Below are 23623 nucleotides of genomic sequence, written 5' to 3' on the forward strand. Positions count from 1 at the left end.
AGGCATGAGGAAAATTATGATTGGGGTAATGGGACCTGGAGAACAGGCTACACCAAATGATTTGCAAAATGCCTATGAACTAGGAAAACTCATTGCCCAACAAGGATGGGTTTTGCTCACTGGCGGTAGAAATGCTGGCGTAATGGATGCAGCAACTCAGGGAGCAAAATCTGCCAATGGTTTAACTGTTGGCATCCTCCCTGGGGATGATAAAAATGGCATTTCCTCCTCAGTTGATATTGCCATTTTTACTGACATGGGAAATGCGCGAAATAATATTAATGTTCTCTCCTCTGATGTAGTAATTGCTTGTGGTATGGGTGCAGGTACAGCATCAGAAATTGCCTTGGCTTTGAAAGCAGATAAAAAAGTAATTTTGTTGAGTGAGGATGAAGAAAGCAAAGTTTTCTTTCAGAAACTTTCACAGGAAAATGTTTATATTGTTGATAGTGTGATTAATGTAATTGCTACAACCAAGGCAATTTTGAGGAGTTGAGACTTTGCCCTACCAGATAGCATTCTCAGTAGAGAGTTTGGCGCACTTAAGAGCATTGACGGCTCGACAGCAGAGAATCGTTTTGGCAGCAATTACCGAACAACTGAGTAATGAACCAACTGTACCGACTCGCAACCGCAAGCAGATGCGACCAAATCCCTTAGCACTGTGGGAACTTCGAGTTGGAGATTTACGCGTGTATTACGATATAGATGAAGAGGAGCTTGTAGTAGATATTCGTGCTGTAGGCGTCAAAGAAGGTAATCAGGTCTTAATTGGAGGAGAAATAGTTGAGCTATGAAAACAATTGAAATAACCGAATCCGATACTCTTTGGTCAGAGTATGTTCAAAGTCAAGAGCCAATTGTTTTAACCCGTAATGGTAAGCCTGTTGCTGCGTTAGTTCCCATCGAAGGCGTTGACATGGAGACACTTAGCTTGAGTATGAACCCGAAGTTTCTGGAGATAATTGAACGCTCAAGAGCTAGCCAAAAAACAGAAGGTAGGCTCTCGCTTGAGGAAGTCCGTCAGCAGTTAGGTCTGTAAAATGCTATCATGTCAACTTCGCCTCGATCTTGCAGCACTTCAATGTAGAGAGCGATCGCTTCTTCAATATTGGTTAATGCTTCCTGTTGTGTTTTACCCTGACTAATACAACCAGGCAGACTTGGTACTTCAACAACAAAATAACCATCTTCACCTGGATAAAGTAGCACTGTGCGCTTTGATGTAGGTTGAGGTTTCGTAGTGTTCATAACGATGACGCCTACCCAATTACTTCATCCAAATACTAACATTACACTATGAGCTATTGGCATTTTACCTATGACTACCACACCATCAGAAAAAGTACGTTGGACAACTGCCGACTTGGAATTATTTCCTGATGACAGCAAACGCTATGAAATTATTGATGGAGAGTTATTTGTGACTAGAGCACCCCACTGGAAACATCAGAAGGTTTGTGTAAAAATAGGAACACAATTGGAACTATGGTCAACTCAGACTGGATTGGGACAAGTTGCCTTTGCACCAGGGGTGATCTTTACTGACGCTGACAACGTAATTCCTGATATAGTTTGGGCAAGTAATCAACGATTGGCAGAATTACTTGATGAGGCGGGGCATTTAACAGGTGCGCCAGATTTGGTAGTGGAGGTGCTTTCCCCAGGAGTTGAGCAAGAAAGACGAGACAAACAATTAAAGTTAAAGTTGTACTCGGCTCAAGGAGTGCAGGAATACTGGATTTTTGACCGCGAAAAGCAAAAAATAGAAGTTTACCGTCGGGAAAATGCTGTCTTAAAACTAGCTGTAACTTTGTTCACTAAAGATAATTTAACCAGCCCTTTATTGCCTGGATTTAGTTGTGCTGTTGAGCGTTTGTTTAGCTAGCGATTCACGACTTTGAATCATATTTTAGTTGCGATCCAGCCACTCACCCAAAGTCCTGTATAAAACCTCATGATATTCCCAAATCCTGCTTGTTGCAATAGCTCCTCTTCCCTTGCTTCTGAAACAGGATGCACCCCGTGGTTGAATGGTTTCATCATTTCTAAATGCTTTTCATAGGGCATTCCCATTTCTTGTCGGTATGCAGCTACGAAGCTAATCCGTTCTTCCATTTCTGCAGTATCCTTATTACCAAAGACATCAACTACAAATAAAGTTGCTGAAGAATTTAGTCGTTGAGCAATATTTTGTAGGAAAGTTAGTTTACTGCCATCATCCGGTAGAAAATGCATTACCAAAATGCTGGTTGCTGCATCAAAAAGAGGGGTTAAGGGTAAATCTTGAACGTATCCATTAAACAAACTAACCCGTGGCGACAAAGAATTTTGATCGATTTTCTGTTGGGCGATCGCTAGCATATTACTGGATGGATCGACACCCAAAATTTTCCACTGTGGATTGCCTTGGCTGAGCCGGAGTATTTCCGTACCTCCTCCTGCACCAACAATTAAAAGATGAGCATTTTCTGGTAGACGGCGTTTTAGAATAGCCTTGACCATTGTATGCATCGCCGAATATCCTGGCATAGCCATTTCAATCAGATTATTGTATTCGCTGGCTGCCACAGGTGGGTTTGTATCAAAATTTATTGTCTGGTTTGACATACTTGTGTTAAATTTTTTATTAGTATAATAGCATATGAAAACGTATCACCAGCACCAACCTCCACCAAAACTAGTGGATAAAGTCATACAATCGTGCTAACTTGTCCTCACTTAAAGTTTCTCCTATTTAATAAAAGCTAAAATCACTATTAAACAAATTGATATAACGTTTCTAAGAAAAAAGGAATATGATATTTAGTATCGTTTCTTTGCTCTGAGTAAAATCTTCCTATTGCTAACAAGAGTTGCTCTCTAAATACCTCTGCCGTACTACTCCAATCACTTGATGGTTGAATTAGGTTCCAGTAATCCTTAGCTTTTTTGATTGTTAATAAAGCATAGACTAGCTCATTTTTGCGCAGGTCATCTATAGTTGTTTGAAACTGATCTTTCCATGAATCCTGCAACTTGTCTATTTTGCTACAATCTAGCCCAAAGCAGTAACTAATACGATTAGATGCTCTTTGGAAGTTATTCTGTAAATCAGAGTCATTGCAAATTTCCTCCGCCATATTAATATAAATATCTTGCAGCAAGAGAGGTCTTTCCTTATAAATAGGCGGAGTAGTAAAATTATTAAATATTTGTTGAAGTTCTGGTGTCAGAAAATATGCTTCTTTATGAATTAAACCTGTAACCCATATATGATGAAGTTTTGCATTATTTTTATTTATTTTTGATTTATGATAAAGATTACGGAAAATTTCTTCTGTATCTGAAAAACTATAGTTATCAATCTGTTGGACTTGCAAATCTAGATCTACAAGTGCAAAAACTTTTTCAGGACTTAAATATGAGTTAGTGCTGTCGTTATTGTGCAACTCTAAAAGAGTAAAATATGTATCTAATACATCTTTACGATCGCCACAATTAAAAAATTGTGGACGATACTGACTCCACCACTTTGGAAGACATGCGTTATAAAAATTAGCATCTGGCATTTGCTCCATTCTTCCATATAATTGAGGTGATGGTCTACCATGTATATCCCAGATACCACCTTCACCTTCACATAGTACTACAATTTTGTTTTTTATTCTTCGCAAACGAATAATTGTTTCACAATGTTGTCTTAGTTGTTCCGGCTTAAAACTCATATTTAGCTTTTCACTTCTTGTTTTAGAAGTTTTGGTTCTAGTTCCTTAACATGAGCAGGTGTGAGGGCTTGGCATAACTCATATGAGTGAGTTGCAAGAATATATTGATTACTGGGTGACCATTGGTTCAAATCTGAAATTATTTGATATTGCCAATCAGGATGAAGTGCTATTTCAATTTCATCCATTAGCACAATTGCATCTTCTATATTATAGTATTTTATCCACATATAAATGCTCAGCCTCTTCAACTCACCGTGACTTAGGTCTTCAGGATAGAGTTCTATATTCTCACTATCTCTATCTAGTTTGAAGGTGACTCCTGAAAGATCTGCATTTATATTTATTCTTTTGTTAACCAACATTAGATTTAAATCATTCATTAATGCTTTATAGCTATTACCATACTCTCCTGTTTCTATAGCTTCTCTAAAATCTTTATCTCGAGCAGCCTTAAAAGATTCAATCAGGAGATCCACCGCAAGAAAATCATAGGTAAAAAAACTAGGAAGTTTAGACTTTGCCACCACAAGCTGTGAATAATAATCATTTTCTTTACTTTGCTCTTTAAATAATAGTGTTCGGGATTTTTGAGAAAGGAAGAGAAAAACTTGAGTAGCAGGAGCAGCAAGAAATATTTTCTGTGATAGTTTCTTTAAAAAAGCTTCGGCTTCTGTCATATTTATATTATTAAGATGGCAAAGTAAAACTTCTTCGGCAACATTTGTATTTGCAGAATAACTACATATATATATCAAGTTTTGTGATTGTAAATATTTTAATACTCTTTGTAAAATACGCTCAAGTTGTTCACGTTCTTCATAAAATTTCTCCAGGTTCAATTTGGACACGTCTAGTCTTCCTTGAACTTCCTCTTGAACTTCCTCTTGAACTTCCTCTAGAGATACACTTGCTAATCTTGTTACTGAACTTCTCAATCCAAATAATCGAAGTTCTTCCATCACTTCTTTAATACGAATACGTTTCTCTTCAATACTTTCAATTTTTTTGAACATTTCTAATCGATTAATAGCCTTGGCAAATTTAGCAATATGTTCTTCAGTAAGTGATATTTTATTTTTAATATCATCTAATTTTGTTGAGACAGAAAATCTGAAATTATCATAATCATTTTCTTCATCGCCTTTATCCTTGGAATTTAATAACTCTTTAATATAAGAGTCTTTATAGGATAAAAATTCAATTTGTACAATTTTGTTATCATCCCAAATGTCAATTATGGCTAGTGTTTTATTATGTGAATTTTCAGGAATTTTGAATCCATAAAGCAGATTTTTCAAAAAAGGTATCCGCTCAGGCTCAGTAGAGCAATGTAGTAACACAAAAATTAATTGCAAAAGTGTACTTTTTCCACCACCATTTTGACTACCAAGTGGAAAAATATTGGGAACAAATTCATTTTCAAAAGAAATGTCAACGTTATTTAAGACACGAAAATCTGGAACTTGGATTCTTAATAAATGCATAAAAAGCTCCTGTTACCAGTTTGATATTCATCATTTTAGACGATCGCGCCCATGTGGGTACGGCTGAGACAACCTCTACAGTTGAATAACCACTTTGCCAAAATGCGAACCGCTTTTGAGATATTGGTAGGCTGCTTTGGCTTCAGATAAGGAAGAGGTGCGATCAATAATTGGCTTGAGTTGATGAAGTGCGATCGCTCGATTCATCGCCTCAAACATCTTGCGGCTACCCACATAAATGCCTTGCAGCGTAATACTTTTACCCAAAATAGGCTGTGGATTGATTTCACCACCAAAACCAGTTAGCACCCCAATCAAACTAATGCGACCACCATAACGAACTGCTTTAATTGATTTCTGTAGTGTTCCAGCTCCGCCAACTTCCACCACATGATCGACTCCAATAGAATCAGTGAGGCGATACACTGCTTCTTCCCAATTGGGCGTGGTTTTGTAGTTAATGGTGTCATCCGCGCCAAGTACTTTAACTCGTTCCAGTTTTTCATCACTACTGGAAGTCACAATTACCCGCGCCCCATGCAGTTTGGCAAATTGTAGGGCAAAGATCGAAACGCCTCCTGTTCCCAAAATTAAAACCGTCTCGCCAGCCTTGAGATTACCTTTAGTAACTAGCGCTGCTAATTACTACTATTGTCAGCGATGAGGGTTTTCCAGATGGAAAGATCAGGGTTTTCCTGATTGAAATCTCACGCCAGTCAAGGTAATCTGCCAATGCAGCTAAAAGAAGCACTCTTTGGAAGTGTCGCGATTAGGCTGTCTTCCCACTGCTCTGGGCGCAATCACGTCCCAATTTGGAACTAATCAATGTAGTTATGCCGACAATGAATGATTTGGAAGCAACACGCCATAAGAAGGCTCAGGTCAACCCAACCTATGTCACAATTTTGACACTGAACAATTATGGACTAGTCTATTCACCGCCAAAAGAACCAACACAAATTGGGCATGAAGTCTTATGGGCTGGCATGGTGAGAGAGTCAACACACTAGGTTAGGGCAGCTTCCTGATGGAGCCACTCTACCCCATGACAATGATTATTATTATGATTGATTGTATATTTTATTTTTTGGAAGTCCCTGAATGATTAGTGCATAAGTTATACCTGCTGACAACTATTTAAAACAGAGGATTCTAGATCAGAATTTTCCTGCGTGCTAATATGCGCAGTTATGACGAAGTCGCCGTCAACTGATACATGATAGCTTGAAGATAAAAAAATAATTATGATTCGTAACTTGTATGCTTTATTAGTTGGGATAGACAATTATCCTGACCCAAATCACTGTTTACAAGGCTGTGTTAACGATATTACAGTAATAGAAGAGTATCTTAACGAAAGGTTTGATCGCAAAGAATACCAACTGCATTTACTCACACTTAAGAATGACCAAGCAACTCGTGAGGCGGTTATTCATGACTTTCGCAAACATCTTTGTCAAGCGGGAAAAGACGATATAGTTATGTTTTATTACAGTGGTCATGGTTCACAGGAGTTAGCACCAAAGGAATTTTGGCAACTAGAACCAGATCATCTTGATGAAACCATAGTGTGTTATGACAGTCGTACCGAAAACGGCTGGGATTTGGCTGATAAAGAATTGGCACTACTAATTGCGGAAGTTGCAGAAAAAAACCCGCACATGACCATTATTATGGACTGCTGCCACTCTGGTTCTGGCACAAAAGACCCGATGCAACAGACTAAAGTGCGTCGCTTCCCCACAGACAAGCGAGAACGCCCTCTTGATAGTTTTATTTTTACATTGGAAGATTTAAATCGACTTTTAGGTACTAGTGAGGTTAAACCTGAAGATAACCCTACTGGCTGGAGGATGCCCAAAGGTAGTCATGTTCTCCTCGCAGCTTGTCGAGACTACGAAACAGCGAAGGAATACTATGGAGATGACCAACATCGGGGTGGTTTCTCTTATTTTTTGATGGATACACTTTCCAGAACTAACGGAAAGAAGCTAACTTATCGGGATTTGTTTGGGCGAACAAATGCTTTAGTACGGGGTAAAATCGCCGAGCAGTCTCCTCAGTTGGAAGTGAATAATCCTCTTGATGACAACAAATTTTTCCTAGATGGAGCGATCGCCGAACTTGAACCCTACTTTATGGTGAAGAATGACAAAATCTCTGGCTGGGCGATCAAAGGCGGTGCCGTCCACGGAGTTCAACCACCCAAAAACGGCGAAACGACTTTACTTGCACTGTTTCCCTTTGATGCCACTATCGAAGACTTGCGCGATCCGTCTAAGTCTGTGGGTACAGCAAAAGTGACTCAAGTATTGCCAACTAAGAGTAAAATTGATATCGAGGGCGTACAAAACCTCACTGCTGATGCCACTTTTAAAGCAGTTGTTACCAGTCTGCCACTACCGCCTTTAGGGGTTCACTTTGAGGGAGATGAAGCGGGTGTAACTAAAGCACGCGACGCCCTAAAAACTGCTGGACTCAATCGTAAGCAACCCTCACCCTATGTGCGCGAAGAGCAAGAACTTGCCAAAGCCCCGTTTCGTTTGTTATGTCGCAATGAGCAATATTTGATAGCTAGACCTACAGATGACCGACCCTTAGTAGATCAAATTGATGGTTACACCTCAGAAAACGCAGACAAGGCAATTAAACGCTTAGAACATATTGCCCGTTGGACGACAATTGCTGAACTGTCAAATACTGCGACAACTCAAATTAAAGCTGGTGACGTGAAGATGGAACTTATCTTCACAAGTGAGGAATTATCTCAATCAAAGCAGATGCGTTTGCAGTACAAATTTAATCAGGACAGTAATCAATGGGAAAGCCCAGAATTTAAACTAAAACTCACCAATAATAGTAAGAAGCAACTTTACTTTGCCCTAGTCAACCTTTCAGATAATTTCTCTATTAGCGCTCCGTTTTTTGAAACAGGTAGCATCAGACTTAAACCAGGAGAAGAAGCTTATGCGCTAAATGGAGAATATTTGATACTCGAAGTTCCAGATGAGTTATCGTCACAAGGAATTACCGAGTATAAAGACATTATTAAATTGATAGTTAGCAACGATGAATTTGACGCTAGATTACTGACTCAAGATAAATTAGATGCTCCTCGTCCACCTGCATCAAGAGATATCGATTCTCTCAATCACAGCAGCCTTGAGCGTTTGATGAATCGTACTCAAAATCGCGAAGTCAAACCTAAAAGCACAGCTAAGTTTGACGATTGGTACGCTGAGGAAATTACAATCACCACAGTCCGTCCTTTAAATTCGACTCCAGTTTCAAGAGAAACAGAACAACAATTAGGAGCAGGAGTCAAATTACAACCGCATCACAGTTTGGTGGCAAATGCAAGACTAACTACCACACCCCAAGTCAGCCGGGATTTGGGGAATAAAATTTTGCCTCCTATTCTGCGGGAAGATCGAGAAGTTATTCGACCCTTCCAATTTACTCATAGTCGCGGTACAGATCCCGGATTAAGTGTACTGCAATTGACCGACGTTGCCGACTACACCGTTGTCACCCCAGATGCACCTTTGAAGTTATTAGTTGATGCACCACTAGCAGACAATGAATACCTTCTTCCTGTTGGCTATGACGGTGAATTTTTCTTGCCTTTAGGTCGTGGTACAACAACTCAAGACGGCAAAACAGAAATTATCCTAGAACAATTACCAGCCCCAGTGAGTCAGGGAGAGCGCAGCATCCAAGGATCTATTCGCATCTTCTTTGAAAAAGTGATTAGCCAGAATTTCGGGCGGGAATTTAAGTACCCCATTTTAGCAGTGGCTGATGTGGGAGACGACAAGAAAGTCAACTATAAACGGGATGCAGCTGATGTTCAGCAGCGAGTGGCGCAAGCAAAACGAATTGCCCTCTACATCCACGGTATTGTTGGTGATACTGAAAGTTTAGTAAATACCATAAAACAACCAGTATTGCAAGTAGATGGACAAAAGCGTTCCATCAGCGAACTTTACGACGTGGTTCTCACCTTTGACTACGAAAACTTGAATACCTCAATTGAGCAGAATGCTTTACATTTAAAACAGCGACTTGCAGATGTGGGTTTGGGAGAAAATCACAGCAAAGAACTGCACATTATTGCTCACTCAATGGGGGGTTTGGTATCTCGTTGGTTTATTGAGCGAGAAGGCGGTAATAAAGTTGTCCAACACTTGATTATGTTGGGTACACCAAATGCAGGTTCTCCTTGGCCTGCTGTTGAAGATTGGGTAAAACTCACTTTGGCTGTTGGACTCAACGGTCTTTCTTCAGTTGCTTGGCCTGCCTCAGTTGTGGCTATGCTCATGGGCGCTTTAGAAAAAAACCTGAGGGTAGCGCTAACTCAGATGAATCCGAAATCTGATTTTATCAATTCTTTGGCAGCAAGTCACGATCCTGGTATTCCTTACTCAATTATCGCTGGTAATACGTCTATTATTCCAGCAGCATTGTCGCAACAACCATCCAGTGTGCTAGAACGGCTGCAACAAAGTTTATTTAAGAAAGTTGTAGCTTTGCCGTTCTTTGGCGTACCAAATGATATTGCTGTGACAGTGGATAGTATCAAGAGTATTCCTCACGGGCGATCGCATCCTTCCCAAATTCAAGAAGTCGCTTGCGATCACTTAAGTTACTTCTTTACCTCTGTTGGGTTAGAGGCTTTGGCGGCGGCGATCATAAAACAGTAGTGTGGGCAATGCTCATCAAGTCCAGTAACGGTGGGCGCTCACCCTACTTATAAATATAACTTTAACCGGAATTTTGCTGGTTCTTATTGTATTAATAATTATCAAAATGGCATCGGAGAGTTAGAAACAGCAGTTCCATCCAGTAACGGTGGGCAATGCCCACCCTACTTTGTATTCATGCAAATAGGAGTAATGTCAATGTCTAAATATAAGTTTAACCGTAATTTCGCTATTATTATCGGTATTAATAATTATCAAAATGGTATAAGAGAGTTAGAAACAGCGGTTCCAGATGCTCTCAAACTGGCTCACATTCTTAGAGAGCAACATACACATCTCAAAGATAAATATCAAGCAGAAAATAAGTATCAAGTCCAGTTAATATTGAATCAACGCGCCACGCTCGACAAGCTCAAACAATTAATTGAAGACTTCAAAAAAGGACAAATAACTTTTGACAACGAAAAGGTGACAGTTACAAAAGACGATCGCGTCCTCTTTTACTTTGCCGGACATGGAATCGCCTTGGATGCGCTGGAAAATCAAGACGGACCAGTGGGTTATCTCATTCCTCAAGATGCCTCTAACGGGGAAAGCAGAACGTACTTGCCGATGCAGGAGTTACATGACGCCCTCAATGCACTCCCCTGTCGGCATATGTTAGTAATTCTAGATTGCTGTTTTGCTGGAGCTTTCCGTTGGGCAAGTCTCAAGCGAGACATTGTGCCTAAAGTCAAAGTCTATAAAGAACGTTACGATCGCTTCATCAGCGATCGCGCTTGGCAAGTCATTACTTCAGCGGCTGATAACCAAAAAGCTTTGGATTCTTTGGGACAGCGCGGGAAGAAACTCAAAGATGGGAACGAAGATCACTCTCCCTTTGCCAAAGCTCTTTTTGATGCCCTACGTGGGGGAGCTGATGAAGGTGCGGACTTGAATAAAGACGGTATCATCACAGCAACTGAGCTTTACTCGTATCTGCGGGATCAGGTTGAAGAAAAACACTACCAGCGACAAACTCCTAGTCTGTGTCCGCTTAAAAAACATGATAAAGGGGAATTCATCTTCCTGTTGCCTGACTTTGACCGAGATAAATTGGAAGATGCACCACCACTTGACCTAGAAAATAATCCCTACCGAGGATTGCAGTCTTATGAAATAGACAGTCATTTATTCTTTGGTAGAGAGAACCTGATTGAAAAGCTGTACCAGAAAGCTATTGTTAACAAGCAAGCATTGACATTAGTATTGGGTGCTTCCGGAACAGGAAAATCCAGCTTAATGAAAGCCGGGTTGTTGAAGCGTCTGCGTGATTCCCAAGAGCATAAATTTGAGATTTTAAAGCCTATGCGACCGGGGGAAAGTCCTTTGAAGACTTTGGCACAGATTTGTTTGCCGATCGCAACTACAGTTACACCAGAGGAACTGGCTAAAAATGAGCAAGCTTTAGCAAACATCATTGAACGTTGGAGCAAGACTAATTCTAAGACTAAACTGTTGCTACCAGTCGATCAATTTGAAGAATTGATCACTCTGTGTAAAAGTGACAAAGAACGAGAGCAATTTCAGAAACTGATCTTAAATGCGATCGTCAGATATCCCGACAAAATCCATGTGGTTGTCACTCTAAGACTCGACTTTGAAGCGCAGTTTCAAACCTCTATACTTAAAGACTTTTGGAATGATGCTACTCGGTTTGTCGTCCCACCAATGACCCAAGATGAATTCCGAACAGTAATTGAGAAACCAGCGTCGGAAAAAGTGATATACTTCGACCCTCCCAGCTTAGTGGACGAACTGATTAACGAAGTCGTACAAATGCCTGGTGCTTTACCCTTGCTTTCTTTCACCCTCAGCGAATTGTATCTGAAATATTTAGAGCAGCGAAGGGATAACCGCGCCTTAACAAAGAACGATTACGAAGAGTTAGGAAGAGTCGTTGGTTCTCTAACCCAACGTGCAAACCAGGAATATGAGAACCTGGTTGCACTCTTACCCGCTTATGAACAGACGATACGCCAAGTAATGCTGCGGATGGTAGCTGTAGAGGGTGGAGAGTCAGCACGGCGACAAGTACCTGATTCAGAATTGAGATACTCAAGCTCTGAAAAAAACCAGCGAGTGGCGCAAGTGATTGAACATCTGGTGCAAGCTCGTCTAGTTGTCAGAGGAAAGGAAACAGGGGGTGAACCTTATACAGAACCAGCCCACGATGTTTTAATCACAGGATGGAAAATGCTTGTGAAATGGATCGCAGATGAGCGAGAAACTCTGTTATTGCAACGCCGCCTCACTTCGGCTGAAAAAAGTTGGCAACTTCAGCAGCGTTTAACAGAGTCTGGTGAATTGAGTACCTTTGAGCAAGGTCAACTTTTTTTGCATCGTGAAGAGTTTTTAAAAACTCAGACTGCATCAAATTTTCTTTGGCATCGTGACCCATACCTTGAGGGCTTGCAACAGGTGTTGAATTCTGGTGACAACAACTGGCTGAACAAAGACGAGGAGACGTTTGTAGAGTACAGCCTTAAGCGAAGACGTAGAGATCACTTGCTAATAACTTTGGAAAGGATTCCTTATTCTATAAGTGCTTTTGTTTTGTCTTTACATCTTATTATTTCTTCTTATGGATTCATCATCATAAATGTGTTAGGTATGATACTTTTTGTATTGTCATTATTGTTGTTAAAGTCATTGTTTAGGTACTAGAAATAGTAAAAATTATAGCTGTTCACGCTTTAGCTTTATTACTGAATATTACAAGGATTTGAAATGAATAGTTACCGACTTTCCCAATTTTATACTTTCTTCAAGCTTTTCTTATACTCTATCATGTTATTGTGGTGGGTAGCTTTTGATCGAACATTCAATACTCTTATAAGTGTAATCATTCAGATAGCTTTATACAGATTTTTTGAAATATTGTTTTTTTCATATTTTCGTAACCGCAGAACTAGAAAACTTAAGAAAATAGCCGCTAAGATGGGTTTAGATTTTTATAAAACGGACAAAAATAAAATTATTAGACCTATTCTTGAGGGGTTACCTTTCTTTGAAGAAATCAGACCAAGAACGAAAAACGTTTTGAATGACCTTTTAATAATTTTAGAGGTAATGGTTGCACTACTTTTCTCAATAGGAAAGAGAACAGAATTGGAAAATATTTTAATAAGCAAGAAAGAAACCCAAGGGAGTTTTTATGCCATATTTGATTTTAATAGTCACAGATGGAGTTCTAATAAATCTCAAGATAGTGAATTCTCCTCGTCTGGTCGCTCAATAAGCAATCAGTCGCAAACCATTATTATTTTTGCTTTTGAAGATTTACACTTACAGAAATTTTCAATAATAGCAAAAGAAAAAAGCATTTGGCGGAAAATATTTGACAAACTTTGTCAAATATTTGGACATCAAAGAACACAAGGAGAGCAGATTAGTCAGATTTTTAATTCCCAAATTAATGACTTCTATAAAGCAGAGAAAAATCTCTGCACGGCGGCAAAAGGATACCGATTAATCTGCTACCGTAATAACATCAGAATTAAACCTAGAAAGATTCAGTCATTCCTATCTACAGGATTTCAAGCGTTAGAGTTATTGAAGGCATTTAATAGTATTAGTGATCGAAGAGACTTTGACTATACTAGGCTACGAGACTTGCTAGAAGCAGGCAATTGGAAAGAAGCTGACCGGGAAACTACAGCTATCTTGCTGAAAGCGACGGGTGAAAAAGTGGAAGGCACAAATACTAATATCGCTATTACTCTTGTTGATGACATCTTACTCAATCGGGTCTTACACAGCGTTGATGCGCTCTGGGTAGAATACAGCAAAGGGCACTTTGGCTTTAGCGTGCAGAAGCGTATCTGGTTAGAGGTTGGCGGCAAAGTAGACTATAAGACAGAGTGCTTGTTAGCTGATAGAGTTGGATGGCGTGTACAAGGCAAGTGGTTATATTACTCTGACCTGACCTTCTCCCTAAATGCACCTCAAGGGCATCTGCCGACTACAGAGTTATCAGAACTGCCTTTAGGTTGGTGTTATATGGGTAAGCGCCCATTATTTAAGATTCCTGGAACAATACGCTTGGCACGGTTCATTGCATTACCGGGGTGTTTTATCGCATCAAAACTTTAGATTCTGTATGATATTGGGGGTTTCACAAAACGGGTTTTTGGGTGGCGAAAAACTAAAGTAACTAACCGGAATGTAGGTAAAGAGCGGATTTTGATGTATGCCTAACTCCAAGTACGAGTTTCAGCACAACCTTGCCGTAATTATCGGTATTAATAATTATTCAAATGGCATTCCAGAATTAGAGACACCTGTTAACGACGCTGAAGAACTGGCAAAAGTTCTCAAAGATAACTATCAATATGAGTTACAGATATTACTGAACGAAAAAGCTACGTTGGAGGAGTTAAAATCTCTGCTAGAAGACTTCAAGCAGAATACATTGCGCTTACCCGATAAAACTGTACAGGTAAGAGAAAATGACCGTTTTATCTTCTACTTTGCCGGACACGGAATAGTCCCCGCAGATGGACTGGAAAATACAGACAATTTAGGAGGCTATCTTGTACCCCAAGATGCCAGAGGAGATATTCTGCTTCAAAAGCAAGTAGAAATTAACAAGATTCTCCTGCCCATGCAAGCTTTGAATGATGCGCTGGCAGAACTGCCTTGCCGTCATATGCTAGTTATACTTGACTGCTGTTTTGCTGGGGCATTTCGGTCGAGTTTGTATCGAGATATTGTGCCTGCGCGAAAAGTTTACAAACAACGTTATGATCGCTTTATTCGAGATCCAGCATGGCAAGCGATCGCATCTGCTGCTCACGATCAAAAGGCGATCGATTATCTTGGTTGTTTTGGACAACGGGGAAAAATAGGCAAACACTCACCTTTTGCTGAAGCTTTGTTTGAGGGTTTGCGCGGGGAAGCAGACACAACCCTAAGAGAAGGTGATGGTATCATCACGGCAACTGAACTTTATTGCTACGTGCGGGATAAAGTTGAGGAACTAACCGACGAGCATAACAGACGCCAAACTCCTGGTTTGTTTCCCCTCAAAAAGCATGATAAAGGTGAGTATATCTTCTTGCTCCCCAACTTTGACCAAGACAAGTTAGAAAATGCACCAGCACTCAAGGAAGAAAACAACCCTTACCGGGGTTTAAAAAGCTACGAAGAAGAAAATTCCCTGTTATTCTTCGGCAGAGATGAACTAGTGAAAGAACTATATGCCCGTATTTGTAAACCGGAAAATCCACTCACTGTAGTTTTGGGTGTTTCTGGTTCTGGAAAGTCAAGCCTAGTTAAAGCGGGGTTAATTCCCTACTTACGGGAAAACCATGCAAAACAGTGGTATATTATACCATCAATTCGTCCAAGTGAGTCTCCATTTGCTGCACTAGCTAAAGCACTTGTGGTAAATACTGAGATAGATAGAAGCACATTAGACGCGATTAATTCCTGGAGTGAGACGCTCAAACAAGCACCGAGGCAATTTATTGATGTTATAGCCAATTTGAGACAAATTCCTGCTAACACAAAGCTTTTATTGGTGATTGACCAATTTGAAGAACTAATTACAATCTGCAAGCAACAAGAACGAGAGCAGTTTTTAAATTTCCTTGCACAAGCTTTAGCGGCTCATTCTCACCAGTTACATGTAATATTAACCTTACGCTTAGACTTTGAACCGCGTTTTTTAGATTCTGCACTCAAATCCTATTTGACAGGCGCTCGCTTTCCAGTACGTGCCATGAGATCGGATGAGTTAAGGCAGGCGATTGAAAGACCGGCGTCGGAGAAAATGCTGGACTTTAAACCGCCAAATCTGGTTGATCTGCTCATTGACGAAGTAGGGCAGATGCCAGGAGCGCTATCGCTGCTATCTTTTACACTCAGTGAGCTTTATATTAAATGCATAGAGCAGGAAAGTAGAACTTTAACTGAGGCAGATTACAAAGATTTAGGCGGAGTTGCAGGTTCTTTAACATATCGAGCGACCGAAGTATACAATAAACTCGACTCGACCCAGCAGACTACGATGCAACGGGTGATGCTGCGGATGGTGACAATTGAGGGTGGGGAGTCAGCACGGCGACGAGTACCTGAGTCTGAGTTGGTGTATGCAGAAGATGCAGAAAATCAGCGAGTAAAGGAAATTCTCAAACGGCTTGATGAAGCTCGTTTGATTGTTGGGGGACGGGAAACTGGGGGTGAAGCGTATGTAGAACCAGCCCATGATGCTTTGGTGCGGGGGTGGAATAAGTTGCAAGAATGGAAAAATGAGCAACAGGAAAATTTAGTGCTGCAACAGCGTTTGACACCTGCGGCTAATGATTGGGAGAGTCAGGACCGACCGACTGGTTTATTGTTGCCAGATGGCGATCGCCTCAACCAGTTGGAAAAGATCAAGGCATTGCCCGATAACTGGTTGAACCTGCGAGAGAAAGAGTTTATTAGCAGTAGCATTGAGTATAGAAACATTCAACAAAAGCAAGCTAAAGAACTCCGCTTAAGGGCGCAACTGCGACAGAAGGCAAGTAAAGTTGAAGATTTGCTGCCTGTACAGCCTCTAGACGGCTTAGTTCTAGCAATTCAAGCAATGGGACAGAATTTAGAGGAGTTGCCCAACGAGATTCTCAGCCCAGTTCAAACCAGCTTGCATACAGCAATGGAAAAAGCCAGAGTGCCAATCATCTTAGAAGGACATAAAAATCCTCTCTGGTCTGTCGCCTTTAGCCCAGATGGTCAGATAATTGTCAGTGGTAGTTCTGACAACACAGTGCGGTTGTGGAACTTGGAGGGCTACCCCATTGGTGAACCGTTTCAGGGGCATCAGGGTGAGGTCCGGTCTGTTGCTTTTAGCCCTAATGGGGAGATGATAGTCAGTGGTAGTTTTGACAACACAGTACGGTTGTGGAACTTGGAGGGCTACCCCATTGGTGAACCGTTTCAGGGGCATGAGGATGCCGTCATGTCAGTTGCCTTTAGCCCTAATGGGGAGATGATAGTCAGTGGTAGTTCTGACAACACAGTACGGTTGTGGAACTTGGAGGGCAACCTCATTGGTGAACCGTTTCAGGGGCATGAGGATGCCGTCATGTCAGTTGCCTTTAGCCCAGATGGTCAAAAGATTGTTAGTGGTAGTCAAGATAACACAGTGCGGTTGTGGGATATTGAGGGCAATCCCATTGGTGAACCTTTTATTGGACATAAGAATTATGTCTTTTCTGTGGCTTTTAGCCCAGATGGTCAAAAAATTGTCAGTGGTAGTTCTGACAACACAGTGCGCTTATGGGATATTGAGGGCAACCTGATTGGTGAACCTTTCATAGGACACAAAAATTCTGTTTTATGTGTTGCTTTTAGCCCAGATGGTCAGAAAATTGTCAGTGGAAGTTGGGATGAGTCATGGCGCATATGGAACTTACAGGGTAAACCAATTAACCAACCTTTCATTGGATCTAACAATTCTGTCTTCTCTGTAGCTTTTAGCCCGGATGGTGAGACAATTGTCAGTGGTAATTCTGACAGCACGGTGCGTTTGTGGGATCTTCAAAGCTGTTCGATAGCTCAACCCTTCCGGGGACACGACGATGAGGTAGAAACTGTCGCCTTTAGCCCAGATAGTCACATGATTGTCAGTGGCAACAGTAACGGGACAGTGCATTTGTCAAACCTCCAAGGCAAACCAATCGGTCAACCTTTTAAAGGCTCTGAGCTTTTAAATGTTTTTTCTGTAGCCTTTAGCCCACAAGGTAATACCATTGTCACTGCAAACTTTGACAGGACATGGCGCTTGTGGAACCTCCAAGGCAAATTGATCGGCAAACCCTTGATTGAGCTTGAACGTCCTGTCAGGTGTGCCGCCTTTAGCCCACAAGGTAATACCATTGTTACTGCCAGTGATGACGGCTTATTGCGTTTGTGGGATCTTCAAGGCAACCTCATAGGAAAACCTTTTATTGGGCATGAAAGTTTTATTCGGTCTGTAGCCTTTAGCCCACAAGGTAATACCATTGTCAGTGCTGGTGACGATCTCACGGTTAGGTTATGGAACATCGACGGCATACCCATCGGCAAACCTTTGATTGGACATCAGAGTACTGTATATTCTGTCACCTTTAGCCCAGATGGAGGGAAAATTCTCAGTGGCGGTGATGACAAAACATTACGCTTATGGGATATTGAGGGCAACCCCATTGGTGAACCCTTACTCGGACACGAGGATACTGTCACATCAGTTGCCTTTAGCCCAGATGCTCAAACGATTGTCAGTGGTAGCAGAGATCGCACATTGCGCTTGTGGGACACCCAAGGCAACCCGATAAGTCTACCATTTGAAGGGCATGAGGGTTTTGTCAACTCTGTCGCCTTTAGTCCGGATGGGCAATACATTGTCAGTGGCAGTTCTGACAACACAGTGCGCTTGTGGCGGGGGAAGGGCTGGAAAGCGTGGCTGGAAGTCTGCTGTAACCGACTTCGCTACCATCCTATCTTTAAAAATCCAAAACAGGAGGTGGAAAAGGAAGCTTGTGAAACTTGTCAGAAATACGTCTAGTGCGAAAATCCATGCCAAAAATTTCCATTAACAAATGAAACCCAAAATGTGCTTAATCAGAGCCTCCAGGTGTTATTCAGGAACAAAATGTCCGCAATTTGTAATCACTACACCTTGAACATTGACTGCTGCCTGTAGTATAAAGCAAATCGTAGGACATGTCTTAATTGCTCCTATAACCTCTACAGTTGAATAACCACTTTGCCAAAATGCGAACCGCTTTTGAGATATTGGTAGGCTGCTTTGGCTTCAGATAAGGAAAAGGTGCGATCGATCTGAGGCTTCAGTTGATGATGCGCGATCGCTCTATTCATCGCTTCAAACATCTCACGGCTACCCACATAAATGCCTTGCAGCGTAATACTTTTACCCAAAATAGGCTGTGGATTGATTTCACCACCAAAACCAGTTAGCACCCCAATCAAACTAATATAACCACCATAACGAACAGCTTTAATCGATTTCTGTAGCGTTCCAGCCCCGCCAACTTCCACGACATGATCGACTCCAGTAGAATCAGTGAGGCGATACACTGCTTCTTCCCAATTGGGCGTGGTTTTGTAGTTAATGGTGTCATCTGCGCCGAGTGCTTTAGCTCGTTCCAGTTTTTCATCACTACTAGAAGTCACAATTACCCGCGCCCCGTGCAGTTTGGCAAATTGTAGGGCAAAGATCGAAACGCCACCTGTTCCCAAAATTAAAACCGTCTCGCCAGCCTTGAGATTACCTTTAGTTACCAGCGCGTGCCATGCTGTGACAGCGGCGCAGGGTAAAGTAGCACCTTCTTCATAGGAAAGATGATTGGGTAAAAGCACAACCCCGTTTTGATTGAGGGTGACGTATTCCGCTAGCATTCCATCGATTTCCCCTCCCATTGCTGATTTCATGACTTTGGCGTTAATATTACCGCTCACCCAATCTTGGAAGAATGTGCCTGCAACGCGCGCGCCAACTTTAACCCGCGTCACGCCAACGCCTACTGCTACCACTTCTCCAGCACCATCCGACATCGGAATGACGTGAGAATTGCTGTCAGTGCGATTGCTCTCCACAATAATTAAATCTCGATAGTTGAGGGAAACTGCACGAACACGCACCAAAATTTGACCGTATTCTGGTTTTGGCTCGGGACGCTCTACTAAAGTCAGGGCATCAATTCCCGCTTCATTACCAATCTGATAGACTTTCATAACTTTAGTAAATCACAAACTTTTCTTTCAACGGCGATTCCTGCCATCTTTGTATTCTATGTTGGGTTGTGTGCCTTGTGTATCACAATCTTTAGGAGCGGAGAAATCTGTTGTCAATTATTCCACCGAAAATTTCCGTTATCATTCCTACACTAAATGAAGTGGGAAACATTACTGCAGCGATCGCCAGTACTCAACCGAGTACAAATGTAGAAGTGATTGTGGTTGATGGTGGCTCAGAAGATAAAACAGTAGCAATAGCTCAGTCATTGGGTGTTAAAGTTATCTCAGCGCCTAGAGGGCGTGCTGCGCAAATGAATGCAGGTGCTAGAGTTGCAACTGGTGAAATTCTGCTGTTTCTGCACGCTGATACCCTTTTACCTCCTGAGTTTGATGTCATGGTGCGCAAGGCACTGCAACAACCAACAACTGTAGCTGGTGCATTTGCTTTGCGGATCAATGCATCGCAATGGAGTTTGCGGTTAGTGGAATGGGGAGTGAATTGGCGATCGCGTTTCTTGCAAATGCCTTATGGGGATCAAGCCATTTTTGTTACCAATAAAATCTTTCATCAAATTGGTACTTTTCCCAACTTCCCCATTATGGAGGACTTTGAAATTATACGCCGTCTAAGATGCATCGGTTGCATTACTATTATCAAAGTGCCAGTTTTAACATCACCACGTCGATGGCAGAAGAAAGGGGTATTCAAAACCACGCTAATTAATCAAATAATAATTATTGCTTATTTACTCGGAATTTCCCCTGAACGAATTATCCGCTTGTATCGGAGATGAAAATATAGGAGAATTTAAGCTGGCGATCGTTTGATGTGGTGTATTTTAACTTCCGATCAGTAATGGCTCAAAAGCAAAACAGCCGATTAAATTCTTATCTCAAACTGATATTGTTTATTGGTATAACTGCCATCTTGATCTTTGCCGCTAAACACTTCAACATTCAAGGACTTTTGCAATCAGGTTTAATCTGGGTGAAAAATCTGGGATGGTTAGCACCAATTGGGTTCATGGTCATTTACAACTTAGCTACCATATTTTTTATACCAGGTTCCATCCTAACACTGGGAGGTGGTGTTCTGTTTGGCGTCTTTTGGGGATCAGTATATGTGTTTATTGCTGCAACTTTCGGAGCAACTTTTGCCTTCCTAATTGGACGCTACCTGTCACGGGATTGGGTTTATCGGCTTTTAGAGAAATATCCTAAATTTCAAGCGATTAATCGCGCAGTTACCAGACAAGGATGGAAAATTGTCTTACTAACTCGCTTATCCCCCATCTTTCCCTTCAACCTGTTAAACTACGCTTTTGGGGTGACACAAGTTTCGCTTAATGACTATGTTTTAGGCTCCATCGGCATGATTCCCGGTACTGTGATGTACGTTTATATTGGTTCCCTCGCTGGTAATATTGCCATGATTGGAACAGATGCTCAACCGACAAACCTAACGGTGCAATGGGCAATTCAGATTATTGGTTTTATTGCTACAGTTGCCCTCGTTGTTTACGTCACCCGTATTGCCCGCAACGCTTTAGAAGAGGAGGTATGACCAATGACCAATTCAGAATTCCCAACAGTCACAGTCCAACCAATGGATGAGTATAATCAAAAACTTATATCTTACGTACATCCACGTAAGTGGGTAAATCCTCAACCTGTAGATTGTTATGATTTGGTAGTAATTGGCGCTGGTACAGCCGGATTAGTAGTGGCAGCAGGTGCAGCACTTGTAGGCGCACCTTATTTAAAAATAGCACTGATTGAAAAACATCTCCTGGGTGGGGATTGCTTAAACTTTGGCTGCGTACCATCTAAGACTGTCATCCGCTCCGCTCGCGTAGTTGGCGAAATGTGGAATGCCAGAAACTATGGTATTGATGTGCCAAAACATATTAATGTTGATTTTCCTGCAGTCATGACACGGATGCGGCGAATTAGGGCTTCTATTAGCCCTCATGACTCAGTGGAACGTTTTCAAAAGATGGGGATTGATGTTTTCTTGGGTAGCGCTCGATTTGGCAGTAACAATACTGTAGAGGTAGGTGACAAGACGCTACGTTATAAAAAAGCTGTAATTGCCACTGGTGCAAAAGCTACGCAAATTTCAATTCCTGGAATCGAGGAAGCAGGTTATCTCACCAATGAAACGGTTTTTTCACTGATTCAACGACCATATAGTTTAGCAGTAATTGGTGGTGGTCCGGTTGGTTGTGAATTGGCACAGGCTTTCCGGCGTTTCGGTTGTGAGGTGATTCTTTTCCATAAAGGTTCTTACATCCTGAATAAAGAAGATGCTGATGCGGCGGAAATTGTCCAACAAGTTTTTATCCGGGAAGGAATTCGCTTGGTATTAGGTTGCCAAATACAGCGCGTGTCCAAGACAAATGAAGGCAAGACGTTGCACTTTACTTGTAACGGTAAGCAGAATTCTATCACAGTAGATGAAATTCTGGCAGGTGTAGGACGTGCCCCAAATGTAGAAGGTTTGAATTTAGAAGCAGTGGGGGTGGAGTATGATCGCCACAAGGGTGTGAAGGTGAATGATTACCTGCAAACTACAAATCCCAACATTTATGCTGCTGGTGATATTTGCATGAATTGGAAATTTACCCATGCAGCTGATGCGGCGGCACGAATTGTAATTAGAAATGCGTTATTTTGTCCTTTTGGTATAGGGCGACAGAAACTTAGTAGTCTAGTAATGCCTTGGGTAACTTTTACAGATCCAGAAATAGCCCATGTGGGGATGTACGAACGCGAGGCGCAGGAAAAGGGCATTGATGTGGAGACGATTAAAGTTACTTTTGATGATGTAGATAGAGCGATAGCTGATGGTGAAGAGGAAGGATTTGTAAAAGTTACCCACCGCAAGGGATCGGATGAGATACTCGGTGCAACTATTGTCGCTCGTCATGCAGGAGAAATGATTTCAGAAGTGACAACGGCGATCGTTAATAAACTCGGTTTGAAAAAGCTGGCTAAGGTGATTCATCCTTATCCTACCCAAGCTGAAGCAATTAAAAAGGCGGCTGATGCTTATTATCTCTCAACTGCCCTGACACCAAACACCAAGCAATTATTGAGGTGGTTGAGCAAGTTTTCTTGAGCTTTCAGCCCAGAAGCTAAGATTAAAGTGTAGCATTCTATGTTCAAACCATGATGACTCCAAAATTAATGATTGAACCTTCATATTGGTTGGAAACAGGAATCAAACTGGAGAAAGTTAATAATCTTCAGCTTTTCAAGTTTACTGATGAGCTGCAAGCTCGTTCAGATGAGTTGCTAGAACGAAGCAAATCTGGATTAATCACGTCAGACGAAAAAGCTGAATTAGATGGTATATCTGAATTGGCGCAGATTTTTACCTACGCTAATTCTGTTTTAGTTGCTGAATCCAGATGGTTCCCAAGTGGGCTAGTGAAGTGAAAGCTCAAGCTGCGTGGTACGGCGACATTTTTTAGCTTTTTACCTGATTACGCCACTCTTGTATGCTATTAGATTAAGATAGAATAAATTTTGTATTTGAAGTAGACAGTCATGCTACCTTTTCAGAAAAAAATTGTGACTGATGAAGCAATGCGTCCGGTTGCAGTGTTAATTGATTATCAGGACTGGCAGCGAATTGAGCAAATATTAGAGGCTTATCAATTACAACAAAAAGAATTTGATGTAAATAAGTATGCTGGTGTCATTAAACTAAATCAAGAGCCTTTGGAATATCAGCAGCAAATTAGGGATGAGTGGCGTTGACACAACCTTTAATTTTATTAGATACAAATGTAGTATTGTACCTGTTGGGAGGTCGTTTAGCCAAACCATTACCATCAGGACAATATGTTGTTTCAGTGATTACTGAAATTGAATTGCTAGGGAACATCCAGTTTTGGCAAAAACACTCGAATAGTCAAGAAAAGCACATTTAATGTTAGTACCTCTTCAGAGGAAA

General features: G+C 41.4%; 20 protein-coding genes and 1 pseudogene. 15 read left to right on the forward strand and 6 right to left on the reverse strand.

Features of this window, described 5'->3' with window-relative positions; translation table 11 throughout:
- Positions 1–16 precede the first annotated feature (16 nt).
- From ICL16_RS16130 to ICL16_RS16140, 3 genes are read left to right on the forward strand one after another with little or no spacing between them, the layout of a single operon-like run.
- The gene (locus ICL16_RS16130; protein ID WP_475579343.1) at positions 17–496 is read left to right on the forward strand and encodes a TIGR00725 family protein; all 480 of its coding nucleotides are present in this window, start codon (positions 17–19) and stop codon (positions 494–496) included.
- A gap of 4 nt (positions 497–500) precedes the next feature.
- Positions 501–797 (forward strand): type II toxin-antitoxin system RelE family toxin, encoded by a 297-nt coding sequence (locus ICL16_RS16135; protein ID WP_202895578.1) that lies wholly within the window; start codon positions 501–503, stop codon positions 795–797.
- On the forward strand, positions 794–1042 hold the full coding sequence (locus ICL16_RS16140; RefSeq protein ID WP_190829501.1) for a type II toxin-antitoxin system Phd/YefM family antitoxin: 249 nt from the start codon (positions 794–796) through the stop codon (positions 1040–1042). Before ICL16_RS16135 ends, ICL16_RS16140 begins: the two co-directional genes overlap by 4 nt.
- Here the strand turns inward: ICL16_RS16140 and ICL16_RS16145 are convergent.
- Positions 1024–1251 (reverse strand): type II toxin-antitoxin system HicB family antitoxin, encoded by a 228-nt coding sequence (locus ICL16_RS16145; RefSeq protein WP_190829503.1) that lies wholly within the window; start codon positions 1249–1251, stop codon positions 1024–1026. The genes ICL16_RS16140 and ICL16_RS16145 overlap by 19 nt on opposite strands.
- Before the next feature lie 70 nt (positions 1252–1321).
- Here ICL16_RS16145 and ICL16_RS16150 point away from each other — a divergent pair, with 70 nt between their 5' ends.
- The gene (locus ICL16_RS16150; RefSeq protein WP_190829505.1) at positions 1322–1888 is read left to right on the forward strand and encodes a Uma2 family endonuclease; all 567 of its coding nucleotides are present in this window, start codon (positions 1322–1324) and stop codon (positions 1886–1888) included.
- A gap of 17 nt (positions 1889–1905) precedes the next feature.
- Here ICL16_RS16150 and ICL16_RS16155 read toward each other — a convergent pair whose 3' ends face one another.
- From ICL16_RS16155 to ICL16_RS16170, 4 genes and pseudogenes are all read right to left on the reverse strand, one after another.
- Positions 1906–2610 carry a class I SAM-dependent methyltransferase gene (locus tag ICL16_RS16155; RefSeq protein WP_190829507.1) on the reverse strand — a complete coding sequence of 235 codons (705 nt, stop codon included), beginning with the start codon at positions 2608–2610 and terminating at the stop codon, positions 1906–1908.
- A 149-nt stretch (positions 2611–2759) separates the two neighbouring features.
- Positions 2760–3707, reverse strand: a complete 948-nt coding sequence (locus tag ICL16_RS16160) for a hypothetical protein (RefSeq protein ID WP_190829509.1) — start codon at positions 3705–3707, stop codon at positions 2760–2762.
- Positions 3708–3709: 2 nt separating this feature from the next.
- Positions 3710–5194: an ATP-binding protein gene (locus ICL16_RS16165; RefSeq protein WP_190829511.1), complete on the reverse strand. Its 1485-nt coding sequence runs from the start codon at positions 5192–5194 to the stop codon at positions 3710–3712.
- Positions 5195–5269: 75 nt separating this feature from the next.
- A pseudogene (locus ICL16_RS16170) lies at positions 5270–5830 on the reverse strand (zinc-dependent alcohol dehydrogenase family protein); the annotation flags it as partial.
- A gap of 197 nt (positions 5831–6027) precedes the next feature.
- Between ICL16_RS16170 and ICL16_RS16175 the strand changes: the two are divergent.
- The 5 genes from ICL16_RS16175 (at position 6028) to ICL16_RS16195 (ending at position 18469) form a co-directional block, all read left to right on the forward strand.
- Positions 6028–6204 carry a hypothetical protein gene (locus ICL16_RS16175; RefSeq protein ID WP_190829513.1) on the forward strand — a complete coding sequence of 59 codons (177 nt, stop codon included), beginning with the start codon at positions 6028–6030 and terminating at the stop codon, positions 6202–6204.
- A gap of 234 nt (positions 6205–6438) precedes the next feature.
- Entirely contained in the window at positions 6439–9897 is a 3459-nt protein-coding gene (locus tag ICL16_RS16180) for a caspase family protein (RefSeq protein WP_190829515.1), read from the forward strand.
- Between the two features lie 198 nt (positions 9898–10095).
- Positions 10096–12603, forward strand: coding sequence for an nSTAND1 domain-containing NTPase (locus ICL16_RS16185; protein ID WP_190829517.1), 2508 nt, complete (start codon positions 10096–10098; stop codon positions 12601–12603).
- 63 nt (positions 12604–12666) lie between these two features.
- On the forward strand, positions 12667–14031 hold the full coding sequence (locus tag ICL16_RS16190) for a GUN4 domain-containing protein (RefSeq protein WP_190829519.1): 1365 nt from the start codon (positions 12667–12669) through the stop codon (positions 14029–14031).
- A gap of 97 nt (positions 14032–14128) precedes the next feature.
- Positions 14129–18469, forward strand: a complete 4341-nt coding sequence (locus ICL16_RS16195) for an nSTAND1 domain-containing NTPase (protein WP_190829522.1) — start codon at positions 14129–14131, stop codon at positions 18467–18469.
- 182 nt (positions 18470–18651) lie between these two features.
- Here ICL16_RS16195 and ICL16_RS16200 read toward each other — a convergent pair whose 3' ends face one another.
- Complete coding sequence (locus ICL16_RS16200; protein ID WP_190829524.1) at positions 18652–19659, reverse strand: zinc-dependent alcohol dehydrogenase family protein; 1008 nt, start codon at positions 19657–19659, stop codon at positions 18652–18654.
- 110 nt (positions 19660–19769) lie between these two features.
- On the opposite strand from ICL16_RS16200, the gene ICL16_RS16205 reads away from it, so the two are divergent.
- The 6 genes from ICL16_RS16205 to ICL16_RS16230 all read left to right on the forward strand — a co-directional run bounded on the left by ICL16_RS16205 (position 19770) and on the right by ICL16_RS16230 (position 23600).
- Entirely contained in the window at positions 19770–20456 is a 687-nt protein-coding gene (locus tag ICL16_RS16205; protein WP_420485281.1) for a TIGR04283 family arsenosugar biosynthesis glycosyltransferase, read from the forward strand.
- Positions 20457–20518: 62 nt separating this feature from the next.
- Positions 20519–21226 (forward strand): TVP38/TMEM64 family protein, encoded by a 708-nt coding sequence (locus ICL16_RS16210; RefSeq protein ID WP_190829526.1) that lies wholly within the window; start codon positions 20519–20521, stop codon positions 21224–21226.
- Positions 21227–21229: 3 nt separating this feature from the next.
- Positions 21230–22783, forward strand: a complete 1554-nt coding sequence (locus tag ICL16_RS16215) for a mercuric reductase (protein WP_190829528.1) — start codon at positions 21230–21232, stop codon at positions 22781–22783.
- A 50-nt stretch (positions 22784–22833) separates the two neighbouring features.
- The gene (locus tag ICL16_RS16220; RefSeq protein WP_337907028.1) at positions 22834–23103 is read left to right on the forward strand and encodes a hypothetical protein; all 270 of its coding nucleotides are present in this window, start codon (positions 22834–22836) and stop codon (positions 23101–23103) included.
- A 111-nt stretch (positions 23104–23214) separates the two neighbouring features.
- Positions 23215–23427, forward strand: a complete 213-nt coding sequence (locus tag ICL16_RS16225; RefSeq protein ID WP_190829530.1) for a hypothetical protein — start codon at positions 23215–23217, stop codon at positions 23425–23427.
- A complete protein-coding gene (locus tag ICL16_RS16230) occupies positions 23424–23600 on the forward strand; it encodes a PIN domain-containing protein (RefSeq protein ID WP_238360797.1) in 177 nt (58 codons plus the stop codon). The genes ICL16_RS16225 and ICL16_RS16230 overlap by 4 nt, the downstream gene beginning before the upstream one ends.
- Positions 23601–23623 lie beyond the last annotated feature (23 nt).

The sequence above is a fragment of the Iningainema tapete BLCC-T55 genome, from assembly GCF_014698965.1.
Lineage (GTDB): Bacteria > Cyanobacteriota > Cyanobacteriia > Cyanobacteriales > Nostocaceae > Iningainema > Iningainema tapete.

Excerpts from the sequence above, each read along its gene's own strand:
- ICL16_RS16150 (WP_190829505.1), top strand. The coding sequence starts at position 1,322 with ATGACTACCACACCATCAGAAAAAGTACGTTGGACAACTGCCGACTTG.
- ICL16_RS16225 (WP_190829530.1), top strand. The coding sequence starts at position 23,215 with ATGCTACCTTTTCAGAAAAAAATTGTGACTGATGAAGCAATGCGTCCG.
- ICL16_RS16175 (WP_190829513.1), top strand. The coding sequence starts at position 6,028 with ATGCCGACAATGAATGATTTGGAAGCAACACGCCATAAGAAGGCTCAG.
- ICL16_RS16210 (WP_190829526.1), top strand. The coding sequence starts at position 20,519 with ATGGCTCAAAAGCAAAACAGCCGATTAAATTCTTATCTCAAACTGATA.
- ICL16_RS16130 (WP_475579343.1), top strand. The coding sequence starts at position 17 with ATGATTGGGGTAATGGGACCTGGAGAACAGGCTACACCAAATGATTTG.
- ICL16_RS16200 (WP_190829524.1), bottom strand. The coding sequence starts at position 19,659 with ATGAAAGTCTATCAGATTGGTAATGAAGCGGGAATTGATGCCCTGACT.
- ICL16_RS16160 (WP_190829509.1), bottom strand. The coding sequence starts at position 3,707 with ATGAGTTTTAAGCCGGAACAACTAAGACAACATTGTGAAACAATTATT.
- ICL16_RS16220 (WP_337907028.1), top strand. The coding sequence starts at position 22,834 with ATGATGACTCCAAAATTAATGATTGAACCTTCATATTGGTTGGAAACA.
- ICL16_RS16140 (WP_190829501.1), top strand. The coding sequence starts at position 794 with ATGAAAACAATTGAAATAACCGAATCCGATACTCTTTGGTCAGAGTAT.
- ICL16_RS16215 (WP_190829528.1), top strand. The coding sequence starts at position 21,230 with ATGACCAATTCAGAATTCCCAACAGTCACAGTCCAACCAATGGATGAG.
- ICL16_RS16180 (WP_190829515.1), top strand. The coding sequence starts at position 6,439 with ATGATTCGTAACTTGTATGCTTTATTAGTTGGGATAGACAATTATCCT.
- ICL16_RS16195 (WP_190829522.1), top strand. The coding sequence starts at position 14,129 with ATGCCTAACTCCAAGTACGAGTTTCAGCACAACCTTGCCGTAATTATC.
- ICL16_RS16190 (WP_190829519.1), top strand. The coding sequence starts at position 12,667 with ATGAATAGTTACCGACTTTCCCAATTTTATACTTTCTTCAAGCTTTTC.
- ICL16_RS16155 (WP_190829507.1), bottom strand. The coding sequence starts at position 2,610 with ATGTCAAACCAGACAATAAATTTTGATACAAACCCACCTGTGGCAGCC.
- ICL16_RS16145 (WP_190829503.1), bottom strand. The coding sequence starts at position 1,251 with ATGAACACTACGAAACCTCAACCTACATCAAAGCGCACAGTGCTACTT.
- ICL16_RS16185 (WP_190829517.1), top strand. The coding sequence starts at position 10,096 with ATGTCTAAATATAAGTTTAACCGTAATTTCGCTATTATTATCGGTATT.
- ICL16_RS16165 (WP_190829511.1), bottom strand. The coding sequence starts at position 5,194 with ATGCATTTATTAAGAATCCAAGTTCCAGATTTTCGTGTCTTAAATAAC.